This window comes from Pseudomonas sp. NFACC41-3, assembly GCF_900109505.1.
Classification (GTDB): domain Bacteria; phylum Pseudomonadota; class Gammaproteobacteria; order Pseudomonadales; family Pseudomonadaceae; genus Aquipseudomonas; species Aquipseudomonas chlororaphis.
In genome coordinates this window covers 1,169,177-1,182,478 of record NZ_FOAE01000001.1, presented here as the reverse complement: position 1 = coordinate 1,182,478, position 13,302 = coordinate 1,169,177, and the positions used below count along the sequence as shown (strand labels likewise).

Annotated in this window: 10 protein-coding genes and 1 pseudogene; 5 read left to right on the top strand and 6 right to left on the bottom strand. The window is 59.1% G+C overall.

Translation table 11 applies throughout. The features are described 5' to 3' along the window. The first annotated feature begins 69 nt into the window (after nucleotides 1-69). The 5 genes and pseudogenes from BMY68_RS05475 (at nucleotide 70) to BMY68_RS05455 (ending at nucleotide 6,005) form a co-directional block, all read left to right on the top strand. Entirely contained in the window at nucleotides 70-1,011 is a 942-nt protein-coding gene (locus BMY68_RS05475; RefSeq protein WP_085531150.1) for a LysR family transcriptional regulator, read from the top strand. 133 nt (nucleotides 1,012-1,144) lie between these two features. Further along, nucleotides 1,145-2,793 (top strand): annotated as a pseudogene (locus tag BMY68_RS05470) (GMC oxidoreductase). 22 nt (nucleotides 2,794-2,815) lie between these two features. Beyond that, complete coding sequence (locus BMY68_RS05465; RefSeq protein WP_204840073.1) at nucleotides 2,816-4,264, top strand: aldehyde dehydrogenase family protein; 1,449 nt, start codon at nucleotides 2,816-2,818, stop codon at nucleotides 4,262-4,264. A gap of 58 nt (nucleotides 4,265-4,322) precedes the next feature. Then, entirely contained in the window at nucleotides 4,323-5,315 is a 993-nt protein-coding gene (locus BMY68_RS05460) for an amidohydrolase family protein (RefSeq protein ID WP_085531154.1), read from the top strand. 177 nt (nucleotides 5,316-5,492) lie between these two features. Beyond that, on the top strand, nucleotides 5,493-6,005 hold the full coding sequence (locus tag BMY68_RS05455) for a nuclear transport factor 2 family protein (RefSeq protein ID WP_085531156.1): 513 nt from the start codon (nucleotides 5,493-5,495) through the stop codon (nucleotides 6,003-6,005). Between the two features lie 171 nt (nucleotides 6,006-6,176). Here the strand turns inward: BMY68_RS05455 and BMY68_RS05450 are convergent, their stop codons facing one another. The 6 genes from BMY68_RS05450 to BMY68_RS05420 form a co-directional block, all read right to left on the bottom strand. Further along, the gene (locus tag BMY68_RS05450) at nucleotides 6,177-7,361 is read right to left on the bottom strand and encodes a UvrD-helicase domain-containing protein (RefSeq protein ID WP_085531158.1); all 1,185 of its coding nucleotides are present in this window, start codon (nucleotides 7,359-7,361) and stop codon (nucleotides 6,177-6,179) included. Continuing rightward, nucleotides 7,354-9,012, bottom strand: a complete 1,659-nt coding sequence (locus BMY68_RS05445; protein ID WP_085531160.1) for an ATP-dependent nuclease — start codon at nucleotides 9,010-9,012, stop codon at nucleotides 7,354-7,356. The genes BMY68_RS05450 and BMY68_RS05445 overlap by 8 nt, the downstream gene beginning before the upstream one ends. A gap of 196 nt (nucleotides 9,013-9,208) precedes the next feature. Continuing rightward, nucleotides 9,209-10,162, bottom strand: coding sequence for a restriction endonuclease (locus tag BMY68_RS05440; protein ID WP_175534812.1), 954 nt, complete (start codon nucleotides 10,160-10,162; stop codon nucleotides 9,209-9,211). A gap of 260 nt (nucleotides 10,163-10,422) precedes the next feature. After that, complete coding sequence (locus BMY68_RS05435; RefSeq protein WP_085531581.1) at nucleotides 10,423-11,043, bottom strand: dihydrofolate reductase family protein; 621 nt, start codon at nucleotides 11,041-11,043, stop codon at nucleotides 10,423-10,425. Between the two features lie 195 nt (nucleotides 11,044-11,238). Next, complete coding sequence (locus tag BMY68_RS05430; RefSeq protein WP_085531164.1) at nucleotides 11,239-11,523, bottom strand: DUF3077 domain-containing protein; 285 nt, start codon at nucleotides 11,521-11,523, stop codon at nucleotides 11,239-11,241. Between the two features lie 664 nt (nucleotides 11,524-12,187). Next, a complete protein-coding gene (locus tag BMY68_RS05420; protein WP_239694065.1) occupies nucleotides 12,188-12,880 on the bottom strand; it encodes a formyl transferase in 693 nt (230 codons plus the stop codon). Between the last annotated feature and the right edge of the window lie 422 nt (nucleotides 12,881-13,302).

The window sequence follows — 13,302 nt, the reverse complement described above, 5'->3', positions numbered from 1 at the left end:
GCCCCTGAGCAGCACGCGAACCTGCGTGTTTCTTTTCAGGTTCCTCAACCCAGGGCAACAGGAGTGGCGGTGAATAAATTCTCGGACATGAGCACCTTCGTTGCGGTCGTCGAGGCGGCCAGTTTTTCCGAAGCCGGACGACGCCTGGGGACCACCAAGTCGCTGGTCAGCCAACGCATGCAGCAGCTGGAAAAGCGCCTGGGCGTGGTGTTGCTGACCCGTGGCCGGCCGCTGAAGCTGACCGAGGCCGGCCAGCTGTTCTACGCCGATTGCACACGCATCCTGCTGGACCTGGCGCGCGCCGAAGAGTCGGTGCAGGACCACCAGGCCAGCCTCGGCGGCACCCTGCGCCTAGCGGCGCCGATGGCCTTCACCCCACGCTACCTGGCGCCGTTGCTGGCGCGCTTCGCCCTGCAATACCCGCAACTGTGCGTCGACATGGAAGCCCAGGACCGGGTGGCCAACCTGCAGGATGGCCATTTCGACGTCGCCATCCGCCTGGGCAACCTCAACGACTCCTGCCTGGTGGCGCGGCCGCTGACCGAGAACCGCCACCTGATCTGCGCCAGCCCCGACTACCTGGCGCGCCAGGGCACTCCCGAGCACCCCGGCGACCTGCAGCAGCACGACGGGCTGATCTACTACAACCGCGAACCCAACGGCATGTGGAGCCTGCCCATGGACGGCGCGCAGAACTCGTTCCGCGTCCGCGTGCGCATGCGGACCGACTCCGGGCACCAGTTGCTCGAAGGCGCGCTGGCCGGCCTGGGGCTGGCGATCCTGCCAACCTTCCTGGCCGCCGACGCCCTGCTCGACGGCAGGCTGGTGTCGGTGCTGGACGACTACGCGCCGTCCGGCGGGCACATCTCGGCGGTGTACCTCAAGACCTTGAAAACCCCGCCCAAGGTCCAGGCGCTGATTCAATTTCTCGGCGAGGAAATCGGTCGCCCGGCGCCCTGGGACGCGGCGTTGATCGCTCGCGGGCTGCTGCCGGGCGGCGCCACCGCCTGAGCGCGCAGGGCCCGCCGCCCGGTCAAGCAATACTGAACCAGCGGTTCACTTAACAGTGGCTGTCGCTCAACCCGAGCGCACCTTAGCCTCAGCTTCCATCTGACAGGCATTCGCCTGCTATGGGAGATGAGCGATGAGTCACCACCAACCAGAAAACCCTTCGCGCCGCAAACTGCTGGCCCAGACAGTCGTCGGCTCGGCGACCCTGGCCATCGGTTCCATGCTGGGTGCCGGCCCCGCTTTCGCGGCAGCCCCGCAAGGCGCCAACGGCAAGCGCGACGGCAGTGCCGGCAACCCGGTGGACGTGCTGATCATCGGTGGCGGTTCGGCCGGCGCGGTCATGGCCCGGCGCCTGAGCGAACGCCGCGAGCGCAACGTGCTGCTGCTCGAAGCCGGCCACGTCTACGGCACCCGCGACTACCCGAAAGTCATCGCCAGCAGCGACAGCGTCGGCGGCGATGCCGGCAGCGACTGGGGCTACCAGACCCTGCCCGGCTATATCGGCCACCCGATCCACGCGATTCGCGGCAAGGTGCTGGGCGGCAGCTCGGCAGTCAACGGCGCGGTGGCGATCCGCGCCCGCAAGCAGGACCTGGTCAACTGGAACCTGCCGGCTGGTCCTATGAAGAATTGCTGCCGTCGTTCAAGAAGCTGGAAAAACGCAACACCGGCAGCAACCAGCTGCACGGTCACGACGGCCCCCTGCCGGTGCACCAGCTGACTCGCAATGACATCAGCCCCATGCAGCGGGCCTTCGTCGACGCCACCGTCGCCAACGGTTTCCGCGCGGTCGACGACTTCGACGGCGCCGACGCCAAGGGTGTCGGTCCCTACCCGATGAACATCGTCGACGGCGTGCGGGTCAACACCGGCATCGCCTACCTCGACAATGCCGTGCGGGCCCGCGGCAACCTGCAGATCCGCGGCGACGTGCTGGTGGACAAGGTGCTGTTCGACGGCCGCCGCGCCACCGGCGTGCGCCTGGCCAGCGGCGAAGTCATCCATGCGAACGAAGTCATACTCTCGGCCGGCACCTACGGCAGCGCGGCGATCCTGCTGCGCTCGGGCATTGGCCCGCGCGAGCACCTGGCGTCGCTGTCGATCCCCCTGGTCGCCGCCCTGCCCGTCGGCCAGCGGCTCAAGGACCACCCCTTCTACTACAACGCCTATGCCGCCCGCCCCGAGCTGATCGGCAAGCAGTCCCCAGTGATCGGCGCCAAGCTCTGGACCCACAGTTCCACGGCGAAAAACGGCGACCTCGACCTGCACATCACCGCCACCCACCTGTTCCCCCACGACCAGAGCCCGACCCAGGTCGGTTTTGTCCTCGCCGTGGCCCTGACTCGCCCGCTGTCGGTGGGCAGCCTGAAACTGGCCAGCCGCGACCCGGCGCAAGCGCCGCTGATCGACCTCAACTTCCTGGCCCAGGCCGAGGACCGCGCCCGCCTGCTGGAAGGGGTGAAGCTCGCGCGCAAGATCGGCCAGACCGCGCCGCTCAAGGACCTGATCCACTCGGAACTGAACCCGGGCGCCCAGACCAGCAGCGACCAGCAGATCGAGCAGTCGATGCTGGCCACCCTCGACACCTACCACCACCCCACCTCCACCGCCCCCATGGGCCCTGCCGGCGACCCCGGCGCGGTGGTCGACCTGGAAGGCCGGGTCCACGGCGTGCAGGGCCTGCGGGTGGTCGATGCGTCGATCTTCCCGGACGCCATTTCGGTCGCCACCAATATCACCACCATCGCCACCGCCGAATACATCGCGCGTCGCTACAGCTAATGTGGAGAACACTGCCATGACCATGCAAAACACCGCTGCCCAACACTGGATCGACGGCGCCTGGGTCGACTCGACCGAACACCGCGAATCCATCGACCCGGCCACCTCCCGGGTCATCGGCCACTACGCCGATGGCGGCGCCGCCGAGGCCGATGCGGCCATCGCCGCGGCCGTGCGCGCCTTCAACAGTGGCTGGACCGACGACAGCGCGTTGCGCGCCCGGGTCCTCGACGAGCTGGCCGCCGCCTTCGAGCGCAATAGCGAGGCGCTGATCGAGCAACTGGCGCTGGAGAACGGCAAGATCAAGCCCGAAGCCCGCTTCGAAGTCAGCATGGTGCCCTCCAAGCTGCGCTACTACGCGGCCCTGGCCCGCACCGAACGCGGCCACAGCGGCACCCCGCGCCCCGACGTGCTGTCCATCGTGCTGCGCGAGCCGATGGGCGTGGCCGGCATCATCGTGCCGTGGAACTCGCCGGTGGTGTTGATGGTGCGCTCGCTGGCACCGGCCCTGGCCGCCGGCGCCACGGTGGTGATCAAGATGCCGGCGCAGACCGCGCAGACCAATGCCCTGCTGGCCAAGGTCATGTCCGAGGCGCCGTCCCTGCCGCGCGGGGTGGTCAACCTGTTCACCGAGTCCGGCGGCGAAGGCTCGCGCCGGCTGATCGCCTCGCCCCAGGTGCCGGTCATCAGCTTCACCGGTTCCTCCGCCACCGGCCGCGCGATTTCCGCGGTGGGCGCGCAGTCGCTCAAGCGCTTCGGCCTGGAGCTGGGCGGCAAGACCCCGCACCTGGTGTTCGACGACGCCGACCTCGACGCCGCCCTGCCGGTCCTGGAAAAAGCCCTGACCGTGTTCGCCGGGCAGTTCTGCATGACCGGCTCGCGGCTGCTGGTGCAGCGCGGCATCGCCGAGCAACTGCGCGAGCGCCTGGCCGCGCGCCTGCAAGCGGTGCGGGTCGGCCCGGCGTCCGACCCGCGCAGCGACATGGGCCCCTTGATCGACAAGGCCAACGTGCAGCGGGTCGACCAGGCCGTCGAGGCCGCCATCGCCGCCGGCGCCAAGGTCATAGTGCGCGGCGGCCCCATCACCGAAGGCGAGCTGGCCAACGGCGCCTTCTACCGCCCGACCCTGCTGCAAGTCAGCGACTCGAAGCTGGACATCGTGCAACAGGAAACCTTCGGCCCGGTGCTGACCCTGCAAGTCTTCGATACAGAAGCCGAAGCCGTGGCCCTGGCCAACGACAGCGAATACGGCCTCGCGGCCGCCATCTGGACCCGCGACACCAAGCGCTCGCTGCGCGTGGCGCGCAAGGTGCAGGCCGGCACCGTGTGGATCAACGACTGGGCCAAGGTCTACGACGAATTCGAGGAAGGCGGTTATCGCCAGTCCGGCCTGGGCCGCCTGAACGGCGTCGCGGCCATCGACGATTTCATCGAATACAAACACATCAGCCTGTCCACCGCCGAGGCCTAGGCCCAGACCGAGTTTGACGCGCTACGTACCTGTTTATCCTTAAAGAGGCTACATCAGCATGAAAGGCAAAATCGTACTCGAGGAACACGTCAGCACCGAGCTGAACAACAGCCTGTGGGATGCTTCCGGCGAAGCCACGCGCAATGGCCGGGCCTATATGGCGGATGTGGAAAAACGCCTGCTGGACAGCGACCAGCGCGTCGCCGAGATGGACCGCAATGGCATCGACCTCGCCATCCTCTCCCTCACCTCCCCCGGCGCCCAGTCGCTGCTCGATCCGCGCCAGGCCATCGCCTTCGCGCAACGCACCAACGAGCAGATCACCGAGCAGTTCGTCGCCCGCCACCCGCAACGCTTCAAGGCCTTCGCCACGGTGGCCCTGCAATCGCCCAGGGCCGCGGCGGACGAACTGGAACGTGCGGTAAAGGATTACGGCATGGTGGGGGCACTGATCAACGGCTACACCAACATCGGCAACGCCAATACCGCGCAGTACCTGGACGAACCGCCGGTATGGGAATTCTGGGAGCGGGTCGCGGCGCTCAACGTGCCGGTCTACCTGCACCCGCGCGAACCGCTGCCGACCCAGCGGCGGATCTATGAGGGCTATCCATCGCTGATCGGCTCGGCCTGGGGCTTCGCCCATGAAACCGCCACCCACGCGATCCGCCTGATGCTCAGCGGCCTGTTCGACCGTTTCCCCAACCTGACCCTCATCCTCGGCCACCTGGCCGAAGGCCTGCCACTGATGCTGCCGCGCCTGGAACACCGCCTGCACATGCAACGCGAAGGCGAAGGCCTGGGCAACGCGAAAAAACCGGTCAGCCATTACTTCAGCCACAACTTCTACCTGACCACCGCCGGCCACTTCCACACCAAGGGCCTGCTGGACGCCATCAGCGAAATCGGCGTCGATCGTGTGCTGTTCTCGGCGGACTACCCGTATGAAAGCATGGCCACGGCGAGTAACTGGTTTGATCAGGCGCTGATCAGTGAGAACGATAGGGAGAAGATTGGGCGGGGGAATGCGCAACGCTTGTTTGGTTTGTAGAAATCAAGAGCCAGGTATCCGGGTGGCTTGCTGGCTGCCCGGGTATCCGCGCTCTGCTTCAACCGCCCCACCAACCTTGAGTCGACAAGCGCCATAAATCCGCGTCCTAGACGCCAGAAGCGATACAGCAAGAACTTCAACTCACCCCCTGAAACACTTCATTGAGCAGGCAATAAAATGGCCAATCTCGCCGCAATCGAAAAAGCACAAAAAACCAAAGCCCCGATCGACGTCGTCAGCGCCTTCCTGGCCAACACCGCCAAGAACAGCGTCGCACACGCCGCCACCCAACTGGTCAGCGAAGACGCCACCTACGTGTCCCTGAACTTCGACAACCCCGAACTGCAACAGATCGAACCCTGGGCCGGCACCCGCAAAGGCCGGCAGATCTACGTCGACACCTTCTCCAACGTCGGCACCTACTGGGACATCAACGACTTCTCGGTCACCGATATCTTCGGCGAAGGTGAAAAAGTCGCGGTCTTCGGTAGCTTTACCTACACCTCGGTTGGCGTGGGCCATCGCTTTACCTCGCCGTTCTCGATTCTTGCCAAAGTGGTCGATGGGAAAATCGTTTATTTCCAGTTTATGGAAGATACCTATGCGTCGGCTAAGTCGTTTCGAGTGAGGGGGGAATGGGTGATTCAGTCGACGAAGGGTGGGGAGGTGTTTGGGGTGGGGGTGAGGTGAGGTTGGTTTTGAGTTTTTGATCGTTTGGTAGAGTTTTTTAGTGTGCTTTTGGCCGGAAGCAGCCATTCCCGGAAGGCTGTTTGCGGCCAAAAGCAGCCATTCGATGCGCCTATGAGACATAGAGCATTTAATCTATCTCGACATCGACGAGCCACCAGGCCGCCCTCTGCCTCACTTTTCAATCGTTGTAGTGAGCGCGCCAGCGCCATCCCACACGGGATAAGGGAGCCCTTTCACCTTCTTATCCTCGACGAGGAAGGCAAGGCTATAGCGCGCACGGGTGATCGCGACGTATAGCTTGTTTCGCGACTCCTCTGTTTTATCCTTGTCGAACGCCTTGGCATTCCCGCCAACGAACTTCAGGTGTTTATCTGGCGGGATCAAAAGCACTCGATCAAAGCCTAAGCCTTTGCAGGAGCCGAACGTGTAACAGATAAGGTCACACGGTAGATATCCAGTGCCGGTGGTTGACGACCAACGTAGTACTTGGGGCTGAAATGCTGCCAGATAATCGCTCACCTGAGATTGCTTCACTATGAAGGTACCATGGTGATGCGATATTTCGTCTGGCACTTTCTCGACACCCGATACTGTCTTGTCATAAGCCCCCGGGTGGATCGTGTCGGAGAGATCGCAGATTTCTTGGATGCACCTGCGATTCTTTGGCATCGAATGCTTTTCAAATCTCATTTTACCGACGAAGTAATCGACCTTCTGCTGAGGCGTCTGCGGAGCTTTATGGCCGAATGTCGTGGTGTAGATCGTCTGTCGAAAGTCGCCCACACAACAGATCGAGTCGACCATGACCTTGTTTAGTGATTTGATCACGTCGTAGTCCCAACCGACCAAATCCTGCACTTCATCAAAAAAAACTCTTTGATAAATCTCTTTCAGCCGCTTGGCAGGGGCATCTTTGGATAGCTTCGCAATGAGCGTCGCAAGCTTTGCCAACAGTCCGGAGTACGCCTTGGTTTTGCAGGCTGTCAGGTAATGCAGCGGATTGATCGTGCCGTCTTTTGATTTTTCAGCTCTGCCTTCAATGTAGTAGGTTGTACCTGGTATCAAGTGAGGGTTGTTCTCAGTGAAGGAGATAGTCGTGATTCGATCTGGAAATACCTCGCTCTGATAGGGACGTACCATATCTTCTAGGTAAAAAGAGAACAGCCCTTTAACGACGAAGTGCTCACTGCTAGCACCGTACAGCTCAACAAAGCGAGAGCGTAGCTCTGCCTGGTTATTGGTCGTGTAGGTGACTACAAGCACCCGCCCGCCAGCCTTAATAACCTCAATGGCTTCAGTAATGATCTTGTGCGTTTTACCTGACCCGGCGCCTGCGATCCAGAGTTCGTTAGGCAAAATCGAGCACCTCGTCAAGGAATGCTGGGTACTTGAAGTCCAGTTCGCCATCAAACAGTTTGACCGCCGAATCGACCTTTCGAGCGCCTTTACCGTTGCCCTTTACGCTTTTGAACCAACGGATCAGATTTTCCCTTCGGTCCTCCAGAGCGACCTCTGCGTTGTAGATATTGAAGGTTTCCGTCGACAAGACTTCCTTCGCGAAAGCGTCAAGGGTTTTGATGTCAATTGCGTTGGCATAAATCATCGCTGGCTCAAGCGAAAACTCGGCGTCATTCATCGACGAGTACAACTGGATGTTAGGAAACGCAGCGTACTCCAGACGTCCTTGCACAACGTTACCGTTATAGTCGCCGTCATTATCCCTGAGCACGTGGATCTTGGTGCCGATCTCTTTGCCCACTTCGATAAACGTCTTGAACCCCACACCGCGTACCACGATGATATCTATCCCGTCCTGCTCAGGAAGTCGGTTATGTTTTCGTTGGTAGATTTTCTTGAGCACCAGTTCGTCCGACGGTCCTTCGACTAGGATGACCTTGCCCGACAGTGCCACTCGCAGGGTGTCGTAGCCAGGAAGACGCTTGAGGGTCTTTACCACTTTCGGATCTAGCGTGTGCAGCCTTTTGTACCCTGACTGCACGAGGCAAATCTTGTCGATACTCAGCTTGTTCAACACATACGAGCTGTGCGTGGTCAGAAACAGCTGCTTTTCTCCTCGCTGGGTTTCGATGTAGTGCACCAGCTTGTTCAGATTGGTGTGAGACAGATGGTTTTCGGGCTCTTCCATCATCACCAGATCGATGTCATGGGATTTGTTCTGAATGGCCAGTTTGATCTGCACATTGCTCTGTTCACCCTTGCCGATGAAGTGAAACGGCACATCATCGACCTCAAGCTGCAGGCCAGTCTGGATGGAGCCCGCTGGTAAGGTGCTTGCTGCAATGGTGAGCTTGCTATCAGTGATAAGGTGACCCGCATCAAGGTTGGCATTGACCGTCCTAACCTCCCCGGAGTTGTTAAACACTTGCAGGTTCTCACGATAATTGAGGGTCAGCTTGACGAGCTCTTCCTTCGCCAAGGCGGTGTTGAGGATGCTCGAAATGTACTGGTTCTTCCCCATGGTGGGGTGGATACGTGTGGGATCGATATAAAGCGCCTTGAACTTCTTGGCGATCGGCTTTATCGGGTTCCAACCGAAATCAAGCCATTCCACCTTATAGAATTCAATCGGAATGCTGGTGATGTTCGGCTTGGTCAGGAGGTGGCTCTCGTAAACGGCCTCCAGCGACGAGTCGAAACAGGCTTGTACCACGACACCCTGGGCGTCAGCCTTGAGGCTGTTATTCGAGCCTCGGTACTCAGGCACACCATCAATGTAGGCTTCGATGATCAGGCTGGGCAGGTGCTTGGAGCTCAAGTCTGAGGCGAGAAATAGAGTGACGGCATCTTGATTGAAAAGATCGGGGGAGAACTCGCCGTTGAAGGGCCGTCCACGATGGTTGTAATTGAGAACAATCTCTAACGCTTCCAGGATTGTGCTTTTACCAGCATTGTTGTCGCCGACGAAAATATTGACGTCGTCGTTGAACTCTAGGAGGTCGTCGCGAAATTTTTTGAAGTTGATCAGCTTGATCGATTTAACGTGCACTCTAAATCCCTCTAGGCATCACTTAAAGATGGCAGGTTGCCACCGCAATTCAACCGTACCTCGGGTGATGCATGCTGTCCATATGGCGATCGGCTGAAGACGAACGTCTAAAGGAGTTTTGAATCACCTCGAGCTCCGTAGTCACATCCAATGCCTGCTTTTAGCCGGAAGCTGCCCGATCACGCGCTAACCGCTTTCAACTTACTTTAGCGGCATGTTTGACTTGATTTCGCTGCTCCTCACTGATTAGAGATGGCAAGCACTCACTCCATCGCGCACCAAAATACTCGTTAAATTTAAGGTTCAATGCCTTGTAATCTAGGAGCTGAATCCTCCCTGTAGCACTAGCAAATTCCACCGCTGGCAAACTAAATTTGCTAGAGGTCACAACCCAGCCGCTCGTGGCTCCGGTTTCACTTACAACTCCTGCCAGCTTACGAATTACTTCAACGCCGATGGTGCCAGTGTGGTGCTTGCACTCAACCAATACCTTTTGCTTTATGGGGGTATCGAGTGAACTGCATATTATGTCAGCCCCTCCATCCCGTGACTGTTTAGTGACTTTTGCGTGATATTTCTGCCTTCTAAACAAGGCGGCGATGAGAAATTCAAAATCCCTTGAAGAAACATCGTTGAGTATGTCACGAGGATTAGATGAAAGTAGATACTTATGGCGAATTATCGAAACCGCGTCACAAAGGCCCCATATTCGGTCATCGGAGAGGTAGAGTGTATGCGCCCGTATGAAAGCGTCCAATGCGCCAATAGCGTGTTGAGGCCAATCTGGGAGGAGATCTAATATCCAAGTCAAACCTTCCCAACCTTCATTTCTGAAAAGGCGACGAGCATACTCGTTCGTCTCAATCATCTGGGTAATGTCCCCATTATCTATCCAATGGTGAAAAAATTGATGATCATATCCCTGAACCCCAGGGGGGATTAAGAATGAACGTATTAGATTCTTAGTTTCAAACTCCGATCTTAGTTCAGCTGAGGCCAGATATTCGGCTGCATGGGTATCTGTTGGAAAGCGAAAATCTATGAATCTATATTTTCTCTTTTCTTTGTAAGTGAAAACCATGGAAAGCCACTCTTCGAGGCTAATACTGGTTGCATCAAGAACTGGTCTTTCTTTTTTTGCTCTTGCCATGTCAATTCGCACTGCTGTGTGTTTGGGCTTGAGGAAGGCGCCGTTTGTGGGCCGCATACTACTTACTATAGATCGCAAAGTCTCGGTCGGGACTGGTGCCATCGACTGATAACATCTAGCCAGCAGCGGTCTTTTGTGAGAGACAGCTATTGGCCGTTAACAGTCAGTTATAACCAACCGCTTCCCCGCTAAACGAACACCCAGGAACATCTACTCCCTCCCAAACCCCAGAAGTAGCTGTCTGCTAAGGCACGGGCTTTCTACTCTTCAAACACTCCTGTACGTACTTCACCACTGCGGACGTAACGGGCAACCAGCACCCCACTGGGCGTGCTGATCGAATTCGCCAACGTGAAAGCCGACGCTTGGGCATGCTCATCAAACAACCGCTTGCCGCGTCCCAACACAATGGGATGAATCATCAGCCGAAGCTCGTCCACCAACCCAGCTGCAAGCAGTTGGCGCACCAGCTCGCCGCTGCCCTGGGTCAACAGCTGGGCGCCGTCCTGCTGTTTGAGAGACTGTATAGCGTCGGCAAGGTTTCCTTGCAGCGCATGGCTGTTGTGCCAATCAAGGGTGTCGGGACTATGGGTGGCCACGTGCTTGGGCACGCGGTTGAACAGGTCGGCGATGACGCTGTTGCTTGAGCCGGGCTGTATGTGCGGCCAATAGCCCGCGAATATGTCGTAGGTGCGCCGCCCCAGCAGCAAGTCGAACGGCTGTGAGAACAGGTCCTGTATGGCCCGGCCGAAGGCTTCGTCGGCGTAGGGCACTATCCAGCCACCGAAGCGGAATTCGCCGCTGGTGTCTTCTTCGGGCCCGCCGGGCGCCTGGATAACGCCATCCAGGCTCATGAAAGCGGCAACGATTAGCTTGCGCATGGTCTTCTCCTGGTTCGTCTGCGTGAAAGTGCTCAGGCAGGGAGCGCCGACGCTCATTGCGACCCATCGGCTTCGTTCCCTGAAAGATAGTCGAACCAGACTCCGGGAAATCGACAGTGCGATGCGGGGTAACCACCCTAAAAAACGCCGCTTCCCTGCCACCCAGAAACGGCGCTCTGCAACATCATCCCTCCACTAAACCTTCAGCACCTTCTCTTCCCTCAAGCCCAGCCCGACATCATCGATCACCGCCTTGCCCATCTCCGCCAGAAAGTGCGCGGCCCAGGCGTAACGTTCGCCCTGCTCTTCCATCGCCGCATCCAGGGCGAGTTTCTTGGCGTAGTACAGCAGGGTCGAAGCATGCTCCAGGGCTTGGTGCAGAGGCACGTCAGCGTTGACGCGAAACAGGGTTTGCTCGCCGTCACCGCAAAGACCGAAGGTGACGAAGCCGAGGGTTTTGACAGGGGTGGAGGTGCTCATAGTGCACCGCCATTTGCCCCGTTGAAGCGACCACAATTTGCAGCGGTTTTGATGGCGTACATGATTGAAACTCCCATATCAAAGTGAGAGCTGCCACGTTCGCGACCAAACGAATGGGTGGCAGCCGTGCGCGGATTGGTCGACCGGAGATACAGGAACCCGGCAGGGCCGAAGCCCTTCCACGCACAGCCGCCATTGCACGGAAATGCGAGCGCAAAAAAAGCGCCTGCAATCGTCAAGGGGGCGCTGTTGCGCCTGTATCAAGTCGGGCGACCAAACCCGATCGCTGCGTTTGCAGCGACGATCAAAGGCTAGTCTCGGGCTCTATACAGGGCAACGACAAAGGCGTGGCAGTTTATGTCTAACCCCATCGTCTTGGAAATATCTGGAATGCGGTCACTCAGGGCGGGCTGCGCTCTGCGCGGGGTATCGAGGAGTCGGCCTATCCGGCCATGGTCGCAACTGGAAACACAGTCATGCAGCCGCTCACGCGAGTCTGTCAGATTCAACGCTGGAAAAACGCCAGATCAATGCCTCCCCAGCCCGGTGAACATCTTCCTTCCACCGGTCATGGCATGGGGACCAGCGCTCTGGCGTGCCTCTCGTGACCGGATGTTGGAGGCAAACAGCACGCTACCTCTGGACGCCTGGCGCCGTTCAACGCTCAAAGCGTGCGCGTGCGCAACGGAAATCCGTACGACTCGAAAAGATCCCAGACGTCCTCGCGATCGAAGAGCCGCCACCCCAGTGTGGTGAAGCGCATCAGGTCATCTTCGCTGGGAAAGGAGTAGTAGGCGCCTGCAGATGGATCCTGAGGCGCCCCCGTCATGGGCTCGCCGCGCTCCAGGCGTCTGATTGCGTCCAGGATGAGGCTCGCGCCTGGTTGATAAAGTGCAAGGATGTGCCACAGCAAGGAGCGCTCCTTTTCGACCGTCACCCGCGCCGTCTCAATGATGCGACCCACATCAATGCCGGGACTGTCTATCCAATGGAGCGTACAGCCAATCTCCGGGTCACCATTGAGCAGCGCCCGGAACGTCGCGAGAACGCCTCGATAGTGAGGCAAGAGACCAGAGTGAAGGTTGAGGACGCCGCGTGACGGAATGACCAACGCTTCATTGGAGAGGATTTGACCAAAGCGGATTGAGACAAACAGATCCGCTCCCGCATCCCGCAGCATTTGCAGGCCCTGCGGTTCCCGCAAGCTGGGCAACACCCGCACAGGTACCCCAAAGCGTTGCTGCAGTTCTGCAAAACCGAATCGATGCCCGCTGCTGACCTGGTCGCTCGATCCGCTCAACCCCGGAGCCAAGGCATTGAAGAAGTCCTGCTCGATCAATGCGAGTTGTCCGAGCATGCGGGGTACCTTGCTGCCCGTTCCCACTCTCTCCGAGAGGAATATCCCCACGGTGCTCTCGTGAATCTCGGGCAACAGGAAGTTGAGAGTGAGATTGCTCTCCACGTCTCGGTTCACCAGAAAAGCGATTCGCAACTTCAGACCTCCAACAGACCGACCTTGAGATGCAGCGACGGTCAATTCAACCCAAGCGGATCGATCCCATTCCCATTGCTTTTACACGACGCAAGGACGCAAAGCCCGATCTGCTCAATCAATTCCGGCATCAGACCTAGCATAGTTGCTCTTTTGTCGTCGCTGCGTCCCCGGGCAGCTCCCGACCGATACGGCGCCCCAGCAGCAACTGCGAGAACAGGTCCTGGATGGCCCGGCCGAAGGGAACGCCGACGGTCATTGCGATCCATCGGCTTCATTCCCTGAAA